The 17729-nt window shown below is 65.4% G+C and carries 14 protein-coding genes, 1 tRNA gene and 1 pseudogene; 11 read left to right on the top strand and 5 right to left on the bottom strand.

What is annotated here, in order from left to right; all coding sequences use genetic code 11:
• Positions 1-118: 118 nt before the first annotated feature.
• The 3 genes and pseudogenes from P0R31_RS04270 to P0R31_RS04280 form a co-directional block, all read left to right on the top strand.
• On the top strand, positions 119-448 hold the full coding sequence (locus P0R31_RS04270) for an HU family DNA-binding protein (protein ID WP_036010212.1): 330 nt from the start codon (positions 119-121) through the stop codon (positions 446-448).
• Between the two features lie 104 nt (positions 449-552).
• Positions 553-1803 carry a peptidase T gene (gene pepT / locus P0R31_RS04275; RefSeq protein ID WP_275512996.1) on the top strand — a complete coding sequence of 417 codons (1251 nt, stop codon included), beginning with the start codon at positions 553-555 and terminating at the stop codon, positions 1801-1803.
• 137 nt (positions 1804-1940) lie between these two features.
• Positions 1941-2546, top strand: a pseudogene (locus P0R31_RS04280) (alpha/beta fold hydrolase); the annotation flags it as partial.
• 131 nt (positions 2547-2677) lie between these two features.
• On the opposite strand, the gene P0R31_RS04285 reads toward P0R31_RS04280, so the two are convergent.
• Positions 2678-3568, bottom strand: coding sequence for a hypothetical protein (locus tag P0R31_RS04285; protein ID WP_275512997.1), 891 nt, complete (start codon positions 3566-3568; stop codon positions 2678-2680).
• Positions 3569-3922: 354 nt separating this feature from the next.
• Here P0R31_RS04285 and P0R31_RS04290 point away from each other — a divergent pair, with 354 nt between their 5' ends.
• From P0R31_RS04290 to P0R31_RS04315, 6 genes are all read left to right on the top strand, one after another.
• Positions 3923-4153: a hypothetical protein gene (locus P0R31_RS04290; RefSeq protein WP_036025354.1), complete on the top strand. Its 231-nt coding sequence runs from the start codon at positions 3923-3925 to the stop codon at positions 4151-4153.
• 120 nt (positions 4154-4273) lie between these two features.
• Positions 4274-4636, top strand: coding sequence for a hypothetical protein (locus P0R31_RS04295; RefSeq protein ID WP_275512998.1), 363 nt, complete (start codon positions 4274-4276; stop codon positions 4634-4636).
• A 56-nt stretch (positions 4637-4692) separates the two neighbouring features.
• Positions 4693-5967: a divalent metal ion exporter subunit IhpA gene (gene ihpA, locus P0R31_RS04300; protein WP_275512999.1), complete on the top strand. Its 1275-nt coding sequence runs from the start codon at positions 4693-4695 to the stop codon at positions 5965-5967.
• Positions 5964-6950, top strand: coding sequence for a divalent metal ion exporter adaptor subunit IhpB (ihpB, locus tag P0R31_RS04305; protein ID WP_275513000.1), 987 nt, complete (start codon positions 5964-5966; stop codon positions 6948-6950). The genes ihpA and ihpB overlap by 4 nt, the downstream gene beginning before the upstream one ends.
• Positions 6943-10161, top strand: coding sequence for an efflux RND transporter permease subunit (locus P0R31_RS04310; protein ID WP_275513001.1), 3219 nt, complete (start codon positions 6943-6945; stop codon positions 10159-10161). The genes ihpB and P0R31_RS04310 overlap by 8 nt, the downstream gene beginning before the upstream one ends.
• A 2-nt stretch (positions 10162-10163) precedes the next feature.
• Entirely contained in the window at positions 10164-11144 is a 981-nt protein-coding gene (locus tag P0R31_RS04315; RefSeq protein WP_275513002.1) for a cation diffusion facilitator family transporter, read from the top strand.
• A 123-nt stretch (positions 11145-11267) separates the two neighbouring features.
• On the opposite strand, the gene P0R31_RS04320 is transcribed toward P0R31_RS04315, so the two are convergent.
• Positions 11268-12128 carry a class I SAM-dependent methyltransferase gene (locus P0R31_RS04320; protein WP_275513003.1) on the bottom strand — a complete coding sequence of 287 codons (861 nt, stop codon included), beginning with the start codon at positions 12126-12128 and terminating at the stop codon, positions 11268-11270.
• Between the two features lie 224 nt (positions 12129-12352).
• Between P0R31_RS04320 and P0R31_RS04325 the strand changes: the two genes are divergently transcribed.
• Complete coding sequence (locus P0R31_RS04325) at positions 12353-12715, top strand: hypothetical protein (RefSeq protein ID WP_275513004.1); 363 nt, start codon at positions 12353-12355, stop codon at positions 12713-12715.
• Between the two features lie 194 nt (positions 12716-12909).
• Positions 12910-12986 (top strand) — tRNA-Val (locus tag P0R31_RS04330).
• Between the two features lie 142 nt (positions 12987-13128).
• Here P0R31_RS04330 and P0R31_RS04335 read toward each other — a convergent pair.
• The 3 genes from P0R31_RS04335 to clpX form a co-directional block, all read right to left on the bottom strand.
• A complete protein-coding gene (locus tag P0R31_RS04335; protein ID WP_275513005.1) occupies positions 13129-13533 on the bottom strand; it encodes a GFA family protein in 405 nt (134 codons plus the stop codon).
• A gap of 72 nt (positions 13534-13605) precedes the next feature.
• Positions 13606-16029, bottom strand: coding sequence for an endopeptidase La (gene lon / locus P0R31_RS04340; protein WP_275513006.1), 2424 nt, complete (start codon positions 16027-16029; stop codon positions 13606-13608).
• A gap of 316 nt (positions 16030-16345) precedes the next feature.
• Positions 16346-17617, bottom strand: coding sequence for an ATP-dependent Clp protease ATP-binding subunit ClpX (gene clpX, locus P0R31_RS04345; protein WP_008547851.1), 1272 nt, complete (start codon positions 17615-17617; stop codon positions 16346-16348).
• Positions 17618-17729: the final 112 nt, after the last annotated feature.

Genomic DNA, 17729 nt, shown 5'->3' on the forward strand with positions numbered 1-17729 from the left:
GCCCTCGGCAACGCCGGCGGCGTAGTCAGTCCGGTCCCGAATCGTCTACGCCTCCGGGAACTTGCGGGTCAGGGGCCCATCTCCCTCTGGACGACCTGCAAGATCGAGGAGGCCAGACATGGCTAAGAAGGATCCGGCTAAGAAGGATTCGGCGAAGAAGGCGGCCGCGCCCGCCACGATCACGCTCAAGCACCTCGCCGCCGACATTGCCGAGCGCCAGGACGTCTCCAAAAAGCATGCCGAGGCCGTCCTGACCGACATGGTCGATCTGATCACCAAGCACCTCAAGAAGGGCGACCGGGTCCGCATCGTCGGCCTCGGCATCCTCCAGGTCCGCAAGCGCGCCGCCCGCACCGGCCGTAATCCTTCCACCGGCGAAGCGATCCACATCAAGGCCACCAGGAAGGTCGCGTTCCGCCCGGTGAAGGAGCTGAAGGAGGCGATTTGAGGTCACTTTACGTCAAGCTTGGCCCGAGCCCGGGTCCGGCCGCATCCCGGCCCGCTTTTCTGATATACCGCCAGCTTCCCGAACACGCGGCGGTTTGACCAGAAATGTCCTCCCTCTCCTTTTCACATACCGTGACCGAGCGCTTCCTGCGCTACGTCACCATCGATACCCAGTCCGATCCGGCATCTCCCAGCTCGCCGTCGACCGAGAAGCAGAAGGATCTCGGCCGCGTGCTCGCTGCCGAGCTGAAAGCCATGGGCGTTGTGGACGCGCATCTCGACGATTACGGCTACGTCTACGCAACGATCCCGGCCAACACCGACAAGAAGGTGCCGGTGATCTGCTTCTGCTCGCATATGGACACCTCGCCCGACGTCACCGGCAAGGACGTCAAGCCGCAAATCGTGAAGAACTATCGCGGCGGCGACATCACGCTGCCCGGCGACACCAGCCAGGTGATCCGCTTCAATGAGCACCCTGCGCTGAAGAACCAGATCGGCAACGACATCATCACCACCGACGGCACCACGCTGTTGGGCGCCGACAACAAGGCCGGCGTCGCCGAGATCATGGATGCCGCGCATTTCTTCATCAACAATCCCGAGGTGAAGCACGGCACCATCAAGATCCTGTTCACGCCGGACGAGGAGATCGGCCGTGGCGTCGACAATGTCGACCTGAACAAGCTGGGCGCCGATTTCGGCTACACCATGGACGGCGAGAGCGCCGGCTGCGTCGAGGACGAGACCTTCTCGGCCGACGGCGCCACCATCACCATCAACGGCGTCAGCGCCCATCCCGGCTACGCCAAGGGCAAGATGGAGCACGCGATCAAGATCGCCGCCGCCATCGTCGAGCGTCTGCCGAAGGAGGGCTGCTCGCCCGAGACCACCTCGGGCAAGCAAGGTTTTCTGCATCCGATCGGCATCGACGGCGCGCTCGAACAGGCGACGCTCTCCTTCATCGTCCGCGACTTCACCGAGGACGGGCTGAAGGAGAAGGAGGCGCTGCTCGAGGGCATCGTCAAGGACGTGATGAAGGATTATCCGCGCTCGACCTACACGTTCGAGGTCAAGGAGCAGTACCGCAACATGAAGCAGGTGATCGACCGTCACCCGCACGTGCTCGAATACGCCATCGAGGCGATCCGCCGCGCCGGCCTGCGCCCGATGCGCACCGCGATCCGCGGCGGCACCGACGGCTCGCGCCTGTCCTTCATGGGCCTGCCCTGCCCCAACATCTTCGCCGGCGAGCACGCATTCCATTCGCGGCTCGAATGGGTCAGCCGGCAGGACATGGAAAAGGCGGTGGAGACCATCGTGCATCTGGCGATGATCTGGGAGGAGAAGGCCTGAAGCGCGACGAGACTGGAATGAATCATCACCGCGCTTCGATGCAATACGTCGCGTCCGGCCGTGCCAGCCTCGCGACAGAAGTGGCAGGCGACGGCCCTGCCGTCGTGTTTCTTCATGCTAATGTGTGCGACCGGCGCATGTGGCGCACTCAATTCGATGAATTGAGCGCCACGCACAGGGCGGTCGGGTATGACCGACGCGGGCTCGGCGAAACCCGCGCCGAGCCCGAAGACTTTTCCGCGCTCGCCGATCTCCTCGTAGTGCTGGAGGCAACCGCAGGCGGCGAGCCCGCAATCCTCGTCGGCTGCTCACTTGGCGGGCGCATCGCGCTTGATGCCGCCGTCCGGCATCCCTCGCGCGTTCGCGCCCTGGTTCTGATCGCCCCCAATGTCGCGGGTGCACCCGATCCGGTCCATCCCGCCGACATCGAGACGCTGATGATGCGATGGAAGGAGATCGAAGCGTCAGGCGATCTTGATCGGATGAACGCGATGAAGGCGCGCCTCTGGCTGGACGGACCACGGGCTGCCGAAGGTCGCGTTGGCGGTCCGGCTCGCGATCTGTTCCTTGATATGAACGGCATCGCACTCCGCTACCCGCCGTTCGGATCGGACGTCGACATCAGACCCTTCTTCAAACGGCTTCATGAGATCGCAGTGCCGACCCTCATCATATGGGGTGACCTCGATTTCCCCTATGTGCAGGACCGCTGCCGTCATCTCGTCGCGGCAATTCCGGGCGCAGAAGGCCGCGAGCTGCGTGATGTGGCCCATCTTCCGAGCCTGGAGTGCCCGGCGGAGATCACAGCCCTCGTTGCGGGGTTCGTTCAGCGGCATGCGGGGGGGCGGACAGGTAGGCCCACCCCCGATTTAGCCTACGGCACCGGCATCGCGCGCGGGTTGCGGTGGAAGCGGTTGGCGCTCGCCATCCAGTTCGGCAACGGTGCGCCATCACGATGCCGGCCACCGGCAACGGCTGCAGCCCAGGCCACCGCGGCGCCGATCAGGGTCGCGGCTGCGACCGAGAACGCCACGATGATCGAGTTGCGTCGCGCGCGGTTGATGGCCGTCTTCGAGTCTGCGATCAGCGCATCGACCCGCCGCTCGGCATCGGGGGCCGCCAGTCCCGTAACGGCAGCGACCTGTTGCACGAGATAGGTCCGATCATCGGTGCTGACGCCGCTGTGGCTGGACGAGGTCATCAAGATACGTCCGGCTTCGGCGCGCGCGTCCCTCAGGTCAGTGTTCGGTGCGCGGCGCGGCGCGCGGAACAGCTTGTCGAGCTCATAGCTCAACAAGGGCTCGGCCGCCGAGGTGTTGCTCGCCGAACTGCGCATCGGCGAACGGTCGATCGCGGCGGCGCCGAGAAGCGCCAGCAGCGCCGCGCCGGCCAGGACCGCCAGCGCCCAGGCGGTCAGCCCGTGAAGGCCGTCTCGCCGCTCGCCGTCATCCTCGATCGTTGCGAACGCGGGCTCAGACCGGGTGGTTCGGCCGGCGACGTAACCGCCGAAGCCGAAGCTGACGATCGCCTGGATGATCAGATAGAGCCCGGAAAGCAGCGCCAACGCTGCCGATGCATCGCGCCAGCTCGGCGAGGCCGAACTGACACCGAGGCCGACCGCGACACCAAAACCGATCAGGATGAACGACATTGCACTCGCAGCAAGCGCGCCCGCAAACACCGAGCTCCACTGGATCGTTCGAGGCGCCTCGGCTGCCAGGCCGCCTTCGATGACCTCTTCCCGCATCAGAGTTTCGACCGTCATCGCGGCGCTCTCAGCGCAGGCCGAAGAACGACAGGATCGCCATGATGACGACGATCAAGCCGATCAAGTAAATCAGTCCGTCCATTGTCCGTCCTCCTCAGTTTCTCTGCTAATCGCGAGGTATGAGGAACGTTCCAAATTGGACAGAGCGTATGGAACGAACTTGGAAGATGCGGGTTGTCGGTCCAAGTCCTAGGGATAGAGATTGTGAGCACATGAGGCCCCAGTCGGCTCGTCCGGCCGGGGCCTTTCCGCGTTGCGGCCGACGCGTCTCCTCTGTCGTATGTTAACGACGCCGGAGACGGGATCATCAATGATGCGATCAGGGCGGAACCTCCAGATCAGGAGAGGCGCGTGGACCGCAGAACGGCGTGCCTGCATCAGGCGAATGCATTCCGGGAGAAGGCCCTCGCCGATCCCGAGCACCACGACCAATGGATCGACGAAGCCATCAAATGGCTGGAACGGGCGATGGAAGCGAGCTGTCGGGCGGTCATCACCATGGAAGGTGACGATGGCAGCGAAGCTCCGGCCCGCACGATCGAAACCATGGCGCCACATCGGCCCGTCATTGTCCGCCAGTGACAGGCGCTGGCAGCGCATGCACTGCTGCGGCAATTGTTCCAGGGACGTAACAATGTTGCGGGTCGACACTGTTCCCGCACCCATGCTAGGCCCGGCACAGACCGCAACCAGAGTGACCTCGTGCTCGCAAACCGTCAGCCCTCAGGATCCCGCCGCTCGCGTTTTCCGCGCGGGCTGCTGTCCGTGCTGATCGCGGCGGTCTATCTGCTCGCGGGCGCTCTGCACGGCGCGCACGACATCGACGTCACCACGCCCCGCGGCGGTTCGGAGATCGCCGCGGTCCTCGATGGCGCTACCGGCCATGGCGACCACAAGACCATCGGCGGCCATCATTGCCACGGCTGCTTTTCGCTGGCCGTGGCACAGCCGGCACCATCGACCGCAGCGATCGCGCTCGTGTCGGCACCGAGCCCGCAACAGGCCCCCCGCCTCGCCGGAATTGTGCCCGATACCGACTCTCCCCCTCCCAGACCTATTGCCTGAACGGATTGGTCGGGCGCCCCCGCGCCCATTAGGTTCATCCTTCACAGGTCGATTTTATGTTTTGCAGGGGAATGGCCGCGCGCCTGGCGTGCGCGGCAGCGTGTCTGATTGCAGCATCGGCGCTTGCACCCGCTCACGCCCAGACTTTGACGATGCGAAGCGCGCTGTCGCGCGCGCTGGCGGCGAGTCCGCGCCTGACGGCAGCCGAGCGCGACGTCGGCATCGCCACGGGCCAGCGTATCCAGGCGGGCGCCCTGCTCAATCCGGAACTGTCCTACGAACAGGACGATTCATTCGGCTCCGGCAGATATCGCGGAACGCGCGCGGCGGAGACCACGCTCCAGATCAGCCAGGCCTTCGAGCTGTTCGGCAAGCGCGAGGCGCGGATTGCCGCAGGTGCAGCCGGCGTCGAGGTCGCCGCGATCCAGCGCAAGGCGATCAGGCTGGAGGTGCTGTCGGAGACCGCGATCGCCTTTCTCAGTGTGCTCGGCGCGCAGCGGCGCATCCAGATCCTCGACGAGCAGATCGCCGCGATCGACCGCCTGACGCCGCTTCTGCGCCGCCGTGTCGAGGCCGGTGCCTCCTCGCCGGCGGAGACCGGCCGCGCCGAGGTCGCCTCCGCCCTGGTGAAGGCGGACCGCGAACGCTTCAAGGCGACGCTGGCGAGCGCCCGGCGCGAGCTTGCGGTGCTGATGGGCGATCCCGCCGCCAAATTCGGCGAGGTGTCCGGCCGGCTCGACACCACCGGACGCCCGCCGGCGTTCCAGGCGGTGGTTGCGGCCATCGATGCCAATCCGCAGCTGGTGCGCTGGACCGCGGTCTACGCCCAGCGCAATGCCGAGCTGCTGCTGGCACGGCTCAGGCCCTATCCAGACGTGCGGATCGCGGCCGGCTGGCGCCACTTCAACGAAACGGGCGACGATGCGGCGCGGCTGACCGTCTCCGTGCCGATCCCCGTGTTTGACCAGAACCAGGGCAACATCCTCTCGGCCCAGGAAAGCCTCGCCAAGACCAAAGCCGAGCGCGAGGCCAACCGCAACGCGCTGATCGTGATCGCCGGCCGCGCCTATGACTCACTGCAAGGCTCGCTGCGCGAGCTCGCGGTGCTGCGCGAGAGCGCGATCCCCAAGGCCGTCGAGGCCTCCGAGGCGATCTCGCAAGGCTACGGCCAGGGCCGCTTTACCCTGCTCGAAGTGCTCGACGCCCAGGCCAGCGTGACCCAGGCGCGGTTGCGCGAGCAGGAGGCGCTGCAGAATTTCCACGCCGGCGTTGCGATCATCGAGGGCCTCGTCGGCAATCCCTTCACGCTGGCGCGGGAGAGCGCACGATGAAAATCTCCTCCACCATTCTCGTGGCCGTCATTGCCGCTGCGCTCGGCGCTTACGGCTATTCCCTGCTCGCTCCTGACAAGCTCGCGCACACCGAGCACGGCGAACACGCCGAGCATTCCGAACATAAGAAGCCGAACGATCGCGTCGAGCAGGACGAGCACGGCGCCGACCGCATCCGCATCTCCGACGTCAAGCTGGCGGCCGCGGGCGTCACGCTGGCGGAAGCCGCGAGCGCCACGCTGACCGACACGCTCGCCTTCAACGGCATCCTGCGCGCCAACCAGGAAGCCGTGGTGCAGGTGACGCCGCGCTTTCCGGGCCTCGCCAAATCCATCCAGAGGCGGATCGGCGACAAGGTCGGCAAGGACGACCTGCTCGCCGCGATCGAGAGCAACCAGAGCCTCACCGTCTACGAGCTGAAGGCGCCGATTGCCGGCACCATCATCGAGCGGCAGATCTCGCTCGGCGAATACGCCTCCGAGCAGAAGCCGGCCTTCGTGGTCGCCGACCTCTCCACCATCTGGGTCGACCTGTCGATCTACCGGCAGGATCTCCGCCGAGTCCGCCTCAACGACGAGGTCCTGATCGATCCCGACGACGGCCGCGGCGAGATCAAGGGCACGATCTCCTACATGGCACCGATCGGCTCAAGCGAGACCCAGACCGCGCTGGCGCGCGTGGTGCTGCCAAATCCGGACGGACGGCTGAGGCCCGGCCTGTTCGTCACGGCGCGGCTGATCCTCGCGGCGCGCAACGTCGCGGTCGCCGTGCGCCGCAGCGCGATCCAGACGCTGGAGAACAAGACCATCGTGTTCGTGCGCGAGGACGGCGACAAGATCGAGGCCCGGCCCGTGGAAACAGGCGATTCCGATCCGCGCCATGTCGAGATCAAGGCCGGCCTTTCGGCCGGAGAGCATTACGTCGCCGAAAACAGCTTCGTCGTGAAGGCGGAGATGGGCAAGGGCGAGGCCGAGCATGATTGAGCGTCTCATCGCCGTCTCGCTGCAGCAGCGCTGGCTGGTCCTCGTCCTCGCGCTCGGCGCGATCGCCTTCGGCGCCTGGAACTTCCAGCGTCTGCCGATCGACGCCGTGCCTGACATCACCAACGTCCAGGTCCAGATCAACACCCGCGCCCCCGGCTCTTCGCCGCTCGAGACCGAGCAGCGCATCACCTTCCCGGTCGAGACCGCGATGGGCGGCCTGCCAAAGCTCGACTACACCCGCTCGCTGTCGCGCTACGGCCTCAGCCAGGTGACGATCGTCTTCAAGGACGGCACCGACATCTATTTCGCCCGGCAGCTCGTCGGCGAACGCATCCAGCAGGTGAAGGACCAGCTGCCGGCGGGCGTCGAGGTCGCGATGAGTCCGATCTCGACCGGCCTCGGCGAGATCTTCATGTACACGGTCGAAGCCAAGGCAGGCGCGAAGACGCAAGGCGGACACGATTATTCGCTGACCGATCTGCGCACCGTGCAGGATTGGATCATCCGGCCGCAGCTGCGCAACGTGCCTGGGGTGATCGAGGTCAACACCATCGGCGGCTTCGAGCGGCAATTCCACGTGTTGCCGGATCCCGGCAAGCTGATGGCCTACCGGCTCGGCTTCCGCGACGTGATGACCGCGCTCGCCGCCAACAACGCCAATGTCGGGGCCGGCTATATCGAGCGCAACGGCGAGCAATATTTGGTTCGCTCGCCGGGCCAGGTCGGCACGATCAGCGAAATCCAGGACATCGTGATCGGCTCGCGCGGCGGCAATCCCGTTAGGATCAGGGACGTCGCTGCTGTCACCGAGGGGCGCGATTTGCGCACGGGCGCTGCGACCTGGAACGGCGAGGAGACCGTGCTCGGCACCGCCATGCTGCTGATCGGCGAGAACAGCCGGACCGTGGCCCGCCGCGTCGCGGCCCGTCTGGAGGACATCGCCAAGTCGCTGCCCGAGGGCGTCGTGACGCGGACCGTCTACGACCGCACCGACCTGGTCGAAGCCACCATCCGCACGGTTCGGAACAACCTGCTGGAAGGCGCGGCGCTGGTGGTGGCCGTGCTGTTCCTGATCCTCGGCAACATCCGCGCCGCGGTGGTCACGGCCTGCGTCATTCCGCTGTCCATGGCCATGACCATCACCGGCATGGTCGAGACCAAGGTCAGCGCCAACCTGATGTCGCTGGGCGCAATCGACTTCGGCATCATCGTCGATGGTGCCGTCATCATCGTCGAGAATTGCCTGCGCATGCTGGCGGCCGCCCAGCGCGACAAGGGCGGCCTGCTGACGACCGCCGAACGGCTGCGCGCGATCCTGCGCGGGTCGAGCGAGGTGATCAAGCCGAGCCTGTTCGGAACGCTGATCATCGCCGTGGTCTATTTGCCCGTGCTGACGCTGACCGGCGTCGAGGGCAAGATGTTCACGCCGATGGCGTTGACGGTGCTGATGGCGCTGGGCGCGGCCGTGCTGTTCTCCATCACCTTCGTGCCGGCGGCCGTCGCCATCTTCGTCACCGGCAAGGTGTCCGAGCACGAAAACCTGTTCATGCGCGCGGCGAAGCGCGCCTACCTCCCCCTGCTCCGCTTTGCCATCGATAACCGGCTTGCCGTCGCCCTGTCCGCCGTGCTCATCGTGACCGCGAGCGGCATCGCCGCCTCGCGCATGGGCGGCGAGTTCATTCCGAGTCTCGACGAAGGGGACGTCGCGCTGGCCTCGATCCGGATTCCAGGTACCAGCCTCACGCAGTCGCTGGACCTGCAGAAGGCGCTGGAAAAGCGCATCATGCAGGTTCCGGAAGTGAAGGAGTTCTTCACCCGCATCGGCACCGCGGAGATCGCCACCGACCCGATGTCGCCGGCGCAGACCGATGGCTACGTCATGCTGAAGCCGCGCGCCGAATGGCCCGACCCCGGCAAGTCGAAATCGGAGGTGGTCGAGGCCATCGAGCATGCTGCAGACGAGATCCCCGGCAGCGCCTATGAAATCTCCCAGCCGATCCAGTTCCGCGTCAACGAGCTGATCTCGGGCGTACGAACCGATGTCGGCGTCAAGATATTCGGCGACGATCTCGACATCCTGCAAGGCGCCGCCAAGCAGGTGGACGCCGCCATCCGTGGCATCCGCGGCGCCAGTGACGTCAAGATCGAGCAGGTCGCGGGCCTGCCGATCCTCACCGTCCGCCTCGACCGCCAGGCGCTCGCCCGCTATGGGCTCAGCGTCGGCGAGGTGCAGGGCATCGTCGAGATCGCAGTCGGCGGCAAGTCGGCCGGCAAGCTGTTCGAAGGCGATCGCCGCTTCGACATCGTCGTGCGCCTGCCGGAGCACCTGCGTGGCAATCTCGAGGCGATCCGGGCGATCCCGATCCCGCTGCCGCCCGCCGAGGAGGCGGCAACCGGCAGCGCCGTTCGAACGGCGCTGGCCAGCTCTCCCCTCGCCCAGATGCGCTACGTGCCGTTGTCGTCGGTCGCCACCGTCGATGCGACGCCGGGGCCGAACCAGATCAGCCGCGAAAACGGCAAGCGGCGCATCGTCGTCACGGCCAATGTCCGCGCGCGCGACCTCGGCTCCTTCGTCGCGGAGGCCGAGGCGGCCGTTGCCGAGAAGGTCAAGCTGCCGCCGGGTTACTGGATCGGCTGGGGCGGCCAGTTCGAGCAGCTGGTCTCGGCCACCAAGCGGCTGACGATCGTGGTGCCGGTGGCGCTGCTCTTGGTGTTCCTGCTGCTGTTCATGGGCATGGGATCGGCTACGGATGCAGCGCTGGTGTTCTCCGGCGTGCCGCTGGCCCTGACCGGTGGCGTTGCCGCGCTGCTGCTCCGCGGCATTCCGCTATCCATCAGCGCCGGCGTCGGCTTCATCGCGCTGTCCGGCGTTGCCGTGCTCAATGGCCTCGTCATCATCGCCTTCATCGAGCGGCTGCGCAGCGAAGGGCGATCGGTCGCGGAGGCGGTGCGCGAAGGCGCGCTGACGCGGCTGCGCCCGGTGCTGATGACCGCCCTCGTCGCCTCGCTCGGCTTTGTGCCGATGGCGCTCGCCACGGGCGCCGGCGCCGAGGTGCAGCGGCCGCTCGCAACCGTGGTGATCGGCGGCATTCTCTCCTCGACCGTCCTGACGCTGCTGGTGCTGCCGGCGCTGTACGTGCTGTTCCGCCGTGACGCGGCAGATGAAACGCCTACAATGGCGCCTGATTTGGCGGCGTCTGCGGAGCGCTAGATTTGGGCAGCCACGACCACCACGGTCATCACGACCATGATCATGCGGGCCACTCGCATGCGCATGGCCATACACACGATCATGGCCGTGGACACGGCCATGTCCATGCACCCGCCAATTTCGGCAAGGCGTTCGCGCTCGGCATCACGCTCAACACCGCGCTCGTCGTCGCCGAGGCGGTTTACGGCTATGTCGGCAACTCCACCGCCCTGCTCGCCGATGCCGGCCATAATTTGTCGGACGTGCTCGGCCTCGTCATCGCCTGGGGCGCCTCGATCGCAGCTCGCCGCGCGCCCAGCGGCCGCTTTACCTACGGCTTTCGCGCCTCCACCATCCTGGCGGCGCTCGCCAATGCGGTGTTCCTGCTGGTCGCGACCGGCGCCATCGGCTGGGAGGCGATCCTGCGCCTGCGCGAGCCGGAGCCGGTCGCAGGCGTCACCGTGATGGTGGTCGCCGGCATCGGCATCCTCATCAACGGTTTTACCGCTCTGCTGTTCGCTGGCGGACGCAAGGACGACATCAACATCGAAGGCGCGTATCTGCACATGGCCGCCGACGCCGCGGTCTCGCTCGGCGTCGTGGTCTCGGCGGCGCTGATCATCTGGACCGGCTGGCTCTGGCTCGATCCCATCACCAGCCTCATCATCTGCGCCACCATCCTCTGGAGCACGACCAGCCTCTTGCGCGGCTCCATCGACATGTCGATGGCGGCCGCGCCCAAGGGTACCGACCTCGCAGCAATCAGGGCCTTTTTGCTCGCGCGTCCCGGCGTCTCCGCCATCCACGACCTCCACGTCTGGCCGATCTCGACCACCGAGACGGCGCTGACCTGCCATCTCGTCATGCCGGCAGGCAGCGGCGACGCATTCCTGATGGAGACGACGCAGCTCCTCAAGACGTCGTTCCGCATCGGCCACACCACGCTTCAGGTGGAGACCCATCCGGACAACGGCTGCGCGCTGGCACCGGATGATGTGGTGTGAGGCGGCTGCACTGCCTCCGTCGTCATTGCGAGGAGCGAAGCGACGAAGCAATCCAGACTGTGTCCGCGGAGGGACTCTGGATTGCTTCGCTCCGCTCGCAATGACAGCGGAGAGAGCTGCGGCCTAGCCAGCCTTCGCCGTCACGATCCAGATCGCGCCCTGCAACGTCACGCTCTGCCCCTTCAAAAACGGCGTGAGCATTTCGCGGATCGAAGCCTTGGCGGCCTCGTAGGTCTCCGGCGGATGGCCCTGGAGCGCACGGCTGGCCGGGCCGATCTGCAGCGAGCCCTCCACGGCCGCATCGAGCCCGCCACCGATCGCGATATCCATCGGAAGATCATGCGGCTCCATCGCCGCGCCGACGAATCCTGCGCCTTTCAGGATGCGCATGACGCGCTCTTCCGAAGCAAAGGCGAACGGGCCCGGCTCCTCCGGCCCAACCGGGGGCATCTTCGGCACGTGCTTATAGACCGCCATCAGCGGCGCCATCGCCCACGGATTTTCTTTCGGCTCGCGCCAGCAGGCGAAGGCGAGCCGGCCGGCTGGCTTCAGCGCGCGACGCAGATTGGTGAAGCACGCGATCGGATCGGCAAAGAACATCACGCCGAATCGTGAAGCGAGCAGATCGAAGCTCGCCGGCTCGAACGGATAAACGGTCGCATCCGCCAGCACGAAATCGAGCGGCAGCCCCTTCGGCGCGAGCGCCCGCGCCTGTGCCAGCATCGGCTCGGAGACGTCGAGACCGAGCGCGAAGCCACCAGGCGCCACCGCCTTTGCGAAGGCAAACGTCGTCGCGCCGGAGCCGCAGCCGACATCCAGAACCCGCTCGCCCGGCTTCGGCTTGGCGCGGTCGATTAACACGTCGGCGATCGGCCCAAGCAGTTTCTCCTGCGCCTCATGGCGATCGGCCCAGCGCTGCCCGCTCGGCCCGTTCCAATAAGCGATCTGGTCGGCGTTTTGCTCGTGTCCGCTGGGCTGTTGCATGCTGTCCCCCGGTCCCATTACGCGATGCCCTTCTCCTGACGGTTCTACGGCGGCATAGCGGCGATAGCACGTCGCGACGTCCAGCGCACGCTCTCCCGGAACCGAGGCGGCCATCTCTCGCCCTCGCGCATTGCGGCCGCATTCGTTTCACCGAACGGCCACACCGGAATCAGATGCCAACCAGATTTCCTCGATAGGCTCGCCGTTCCTCAAACTGGAAAGGCATGACCATGCGCAGCTTCACGGCATCCGTCATCGTTGCAGCTCTCTCGCTGGGAACACCTGCCCTGGTGCACGCACAGGGCGCATCATCGCAATCCGACACGGAGCAACCATCCACGCAGTCCGGCACGGTGATACGGAGCATACAGGTTGTGGACGTCAAGGAACTGCAGCCGGCCGTGCGCGCGAAGGTCGATGAACTCGTGGCGCATACGAGCGAGACGGACATCCAGTCGCTTCGGCAGTCCATCGACGCCACGCCGCAGGCCGCATCCGTGCTCAAGGCCAAGGGCTTGAGCTCGGCACAAGTCGTCGCGATCAACATCGTCGACGGTGTCCTGACGATGTTCACCAAGACAGCCTGACACCCAGAGCATGATCGCCGACTCCTCGGCCGGACGTCGAGATCCGCGCTGCGAGAAAGATTGCCCTGCAGCGGACCTGCTGCAGGGCTGGCCGTGTCCGGCATGAAAGCTCTCACCGGGCCGGCAATTGCAGCCGGGTCGGGCGCGCTCGGCCCTTGCTTCGGCACCCGCCGGGGCGCTAAAGAGGCGCCATTGGGCGGTTAGCTCAGCTGGTTAGAGCATCTCGTTTACACCGAGAGGGTCCGCGGTTCGAATCCGTGACCGCCCACCAGCCTTCGCTCGCTTCGCGAGCTACGGCTCGGCAGGCCAGCACAGCAGGTCATGGGCGCGAAGCGAGCGAAGGCTGCCGCGCCGAAGCCCAACGGGCGAAGGCGGGCTTATCGCGGCGAAATTCAGCCCGGCAAGCTCAGCCCTCAATCCTGCGGCCGGCCCGGCAGCAGCGGCACCGCATCGATCCACACCGCCGCCGACTGGCACCAGATCTGCCGCACCGGCCGTAGCGCGTTCCGTTGCCGGATGCTGCCCCAGCGGATGCCCCAATCGTCGGCCTGGTCGCCCTCGCCGCTGGTGAGCAGCGGGGAACCGCAATCGGCACAGAAGTGCTGGAAGCGCATGCGGCCGTTGTCGCCGCGCTTGCCGTAGATTTTGGGAGAGCCACGGGTCAGGCGGACATCGGCCTTGGTGCAGATGGCCGTCACGCGGAACGGCGAGCCCGTCAGCGTCTGGCAATCGGTGCAGTGACAGACCGAGACTGCCTCCGGATCGACCTCGGCCTCGAACGCGACCTTCCCGCAATGGCATTGCCCATCGACGTGCATGGCCTCCTCCCCTTCCCCAAACAAAAACGGCGCCCGAAGGCGCCGTTTTATCATCATTTTCGAGCCGCACACTCAGTGAGCGGTCAGGCCGCCGGCGGCTTCATCGCCGTCCGGCTTCACCGTCACCTTGGTGTCCTCTTCCCAGACGATCGGCGTCGGCTTCTTCACCAGCGCCTTGGCGACAACGTCGTCGAGGCGCGAGACCGGGATGATCTCCATCCCGCCCTTGATCGCATCGGAAATCTCCGTGAGATCCTTGGCGTTGTCCTCGGGGATCAGCACCGTCTTGATGCCGCCGCGGGCCGCAGCCAGCAGCTTCTCCTTGAGGCCGCCGATCGGCAGCACGCGGCCGCGCAGCGTGATCTCGCCGGTCATCGCGACATCGTGGCGGACCGGAATGCCGGTCATGACCGAGATGATCGCGGTGGCCATCGCAACGCCCGCGGACGGACCATCCTTCGGCGTCGCACCCTCCGGCACGTGCACGTGGATGTCGCGCTTGTCGAACAGCGGCGGCTCGACGCCGTAGTTGATCGCACGCGAGCGGACGTAGGACGCCGCCGCGGAGATCGACTCCTTCATGACGTCGCGCAGATTGCCCGTGACCGTCATCTTGCCCTTGCCGGGCATCATGACGCCTTCGATCGTCAGCAGCTCGCCGCCGACATCGGTCCAGGCAAGGCCGGTGACGATGCCGACCTGCGGCTCGCTCTCGATCTCGCCGAAGCGGTACTTCGGCACGCCGAGCAGCTCTTCCAGAGTCTTCTCGGTGACCTTGACCGACTTCTTCTTGGAGATCATCAGCTCCTTCACCGCCTTGCGGGCGAGTGTAGAGAGCTCACGCTCCAAATTGCGCACGCCCGCTTCGCGGGTGTAGCGGCGGATCAGAAGCAGCAGCGCCTCGTCGTCGATCGAGAACTCCTTGGAGTCCAGGCCGTGCTTGGACACCGCGTTCGGGATCAGGTGCTTGCGCGAGATCTCGACCTTCTCGTTCTCGGTGTAGCCCGCGATCCGGATGATTTCCATGCGGTCCATCAGCGGCCCCGGAATATTGAGCGTATTCGCGGTGGTGATGAACATCACGTTGGACAGATCGTAGTCGACCTCGAGATAGTGGTCGTTGAAGGTCCCGTTCTGCTCGGGGTCGAGAACCTCGAGCAGCGCCGAGGACGGATCGCCGCGGAAATCGGCGCCCATCTTGTCGATCTCGTCCAAGAGGAACAGCGGATTGGACGACTTCGCCTTGCGCATCGACTGGATGATCTTGCCGGGCATCGAGCCGATATAGGTGCGGCGGTGACCGCGGATCTCGGCCTCGTCGCGCACGCCGCCGAGCGAGACGCGCACGAATTCGCGCCCCGTCGCCTTCGCGATCGACTTGCCGAGCGAGGTCTTGCCGACGCCGGGAGGCCCGACCAGGCACAGGATCGGCCCGGTCAGCTTGTTGGCGCGCGACTGCACCGCGAGGTACTCGACGATACGCTCCTTGACCTTCTCCAGCCCGTAATGATCGGAGTCCAGGATTGATTGCGCCTGCTCCAGGTCCTTCTTCACCTTGGACTTCTTGTTCCACGGGATCGACAGCAGCCAATCCAGATAGTTGCGCACAACGGTCGCTTCCGCGGACATCGGCGACATCTGGCGCAGCTTCTTCAATTCATGCTGCGCTTTCTCGCGCGCTTCCTTGGAGAGCTTGGTCTTGGAGATCTTCTCTTCGAGATCGGCGAGCTCGTCGCGACCGTCGTCGTCGCCGAGTTCCTTCTGGATCGCCTTCATCTGCTCGTTGAGATAATACTCGCGCTGGGTCTTCTCCATTTGTCGTTTGACACGAGAACGGATGCGCTTCTCGACCTGCAGCACCGAGATCTCGCTCTCCATCAGGCCCAGCACCTTCTCCAGGCGCGTGGTGACGGACAGCGTCTCCAGGATGCCCTGGCGATCGGCGATCTTGACGGCGAGATGCGAGGCGACCGTATCGGCCAGCTTGGCGAAATCGGTGATCGCCTGCACGACGCCGACGACCTCGGCCGAGATCTTCTTGTTGAGCTTCACATAGCTCTCGAAGTCGGACACGACCGAGCGCGCCAGCGCTTCCGCCTCGACCGATTTCGCATCGGTGTCGGCAAGCGCGACGGCGGTCGCCTCATAATAGTCGGCGCGGTCGGTGTACTTCGCCACGCGCGCACGCTCGAGCCCTTCGACCAGCACCTTCACGGTGCCGTCGGGAAGCTTCAGGAGCTGCAGCACGCTGGCAAGCGTACCGGTCTCGTAAATCGCATCGGGCGCCGGATCATCGTCGGACGCGTTCTTCTGCGTCGCGAGCATGATCAGCGCGTCGTTCTTCATCACCTCTTCGAGCGCGCGGATCGACTTCTCGCGACCGACGAAGAGCGGAACGATCATGTGCGGGAAGACGACGATGTCGCGCAGCGGCAGCACGGGATAGGCGTGTGCTTCGCCATGAACGATTGTTGGCCGGGGTTTTGGATTGGTCATGGCCTTTTCCTTTTGCTTTGCCCCCTTGCACGCAGCCCGCGATCATGCGCAACCGCCACAAGGTGCCGAGGTGATCCGCAGAACCGGTCCTCTACAGGTTGGACCGGCTCGCCGGAACGGAACTGAGGCGAATCTTGAAGAGAATTTTCGCTCGCCGCCGACATTAGGTGGCTATCGACCCGGGGGGTGTCAAGTCATTGAAAAACGCGCGCCATCAGGCGCTTACGCAACGCGGTAAGCGACGCAACACCGGCTGCGGAACCACGGCTCCGCAGCCAACTCGAGGAGACGATTGGAGCGTTCCAGCGCCGTCAGATCAGGCGCTGGCGTTCTCGACCGCGCGATCGGACCGATCGGCGTAAATGTAGAGCGGACGCGCCGTGCCTTCCACGACTTCGCGGGAGATCACGACTTCTTCCACACCCTCCAGGCCCGGCAGGTCGAACATGGTCTCGAGCAGGATCGCCTCGAGGATCGAACGCAGGCCTCGCGCGCCGGTCTTGCGCTCGATCGCCTTGCGGGCGACCGCGCCAAGCGCCTCGTCGGCGAAGGTGAGCTCGATGTTCTCCATCTCGAACAGCCGCTGGTACTGTTTCACCAGCGCGTTCTTCGGCTCCGTCAGGATCTTCTTCAGCGAGGTCTCGTCGAGGTCCTCGAGCGTCGCCACGACCGGCAGACGACCGACGAACTCGGGGATGAGGCCGTACTTCAGGAGGTCCTCAGGCTCGACGTGACGGAAGATCTCGCCGGTCCGGCGATCCTCCGGCGCGAGCACCTGGGCGCCGAACCCGATCGAGGTCGACCGGCCGCGCGCCGAGATGATCTTCTCGAGGCCGGCGAAAGCGCCGCCGCAGATGAACAGGATGTTGGTGGTATCCACCTGCAGGAACTCCTGCTGCGGATGCTTGCGGCCGCCCTGCGGCGGGACCGAAGCCACCGTGCCTTCCATGATCTTGAGCAGCGCCTGCTGCACACCCTCACCCGACACGTCGCGCGTGATCGAGGGGTTGTCGGACTTGCGGCTGATCTTGTCGATTTCGTCGATGTAGACGATGCCGCGCTGGGCGCGCTCGACGTTGTAGTCGGCGGCCTGGAGCAGCTTCAGGATGATGTTCTCGACGTCCTCGCCGACATAGCCGGCTTCGGTCAGCGTCGTCGCATCGGCCATCGTGAACGGCACGTCCAGGATGCGGGCGAGCGTCTGCGCGAGCAGCGTCTTGCCCGAGCCGGTCGGACCGATCAGCAGGATGTTCGACTTCGCGAGCTCGACGTCGTTGTGCTTGGTCTGGTGGTTGAGGCGCTTGTAGTGATTGTGCACCGCGACCGACAGGACCTTCTTCGCATGGCTCTGGCCGATGACGTAATCGTCCAGCACCTTGCAGATTTCCTTCGGCGTCGGAATACCGTCGCGCGACTTGACCAGCGAGGATTTGTTCTCCTCGCGGATGATGTCCATGCAGAGCTCGACGCACTCGTCGCAGATGAAGACCGTGGGACCCGCGATCAGTTTGCGGACTTCGTGCTGGCTCTTGCCGCAGAACGAGCAATATAGCGTGTTCTTGGAGTCGCTCGTGCCGACCTTACTCATTCATGTCTCCGTCCGCGGTTCGATCCCGTTCCGCTCGATCGCTCCATTCCGACACAATGGTCGGCATGAAGCTTAAGTAGAGCAAATTCCGTACCAAAAAAGACCCTACGCT

It is taken from the genome of Bradyrhizobium yuanmingense (assembly GCF_029167105.1).
Classification (GTDB): Bacteria; Pseudomonadota; Alphaproteobacteria; order Rhizobiales; family Xanthobacteraceae; genus Bradyrhizobium; species Bradyrhizobium yuanmingense_A.

What these genes read in the sequence shown, in the direction of transcription:
- P0R31_RS04325 (WP_275513004.1), top strand. Translation starts at nt 12,353, where the DNA reads ATGACCATGCGCAGCTTCACGGCATCCGTCATCGTTGCAGCTCTCTCG.
- P0R31_RS04285 (WP_275512997.1), bottom strand. Translation starts at nt 3,568, where the DNA reads ATGACGGTCGAAACTCTGATGCGGGAAGAGGTCATCGAAGGCGGCCTG.
- P0R31_RS04270 (WP_036010212.1), top strand. Translation starts at nt 119, where the DNA reads ATGGCTAAGAAGGATCCGGCTAAGAAGGATTCGGCGAAGAAGGCGGCC.
- P0R31_RS04320 (WP_275513003.1), bottom strand. Translation starts at nt 12,128, where the DNA reads ATGCAACAGCCCAGCGGACACGAGCAAAACGCCGACCAGATCGCTTAT.
- P0R31_RS04310 (WP_275513001.1), top strand. Translation starts at nt 6,943, where the DNA reads ATGATTGAGCGTCTCATCGCCGTCTCGCTGCAGCAGCGCTGGCTGGTC.
- ihpB (WP_275513000.1), top strand. Translation starts at nt 5,964, where the DNA reads ATGAAAATCTCCTCCACCATTCTCGTGGCCGTCATTGCCGCTGCGCTC.
- lon (WP_275513006.1), bottom strand. Translation starts at nt 16,029, where the DNA reads ATGACCAATCCAAAACCCCGGCCAACAATCGTTCATGGCGAAGCACAC.
- P0R31_RS04335 (WP_275513005.1), bottom strand. Translation starts at nt 13,533, where the DNA reads ATGCACGTCGATGGGCAATGCCATTGCGGGAAGGTCGCGTTCGAGGCC.
- pepT (WP_275512996.1), top strand. Translation starts at nt 553, where the DNA reads ATGTCCTCCCTCTCCTTTTCACATACCGTGACCGAGCGCTTCCTGCGC.
- clpX (WP_008547851.1), bottom strand. Translation starts at nt 17,617, where the DNA reads ATGAGTAAGGTCGGCACGAGCGACTCCAAGAACACGCTATATTGCTCG.
- ihpA (WP_275512999.1), top strand. Translation starts at nt 4,693, where the DNA reads ATGTTTTGCAGGGGAATGGCCGCGCGCCTGGCGTGCGCGGCAGCGTGT.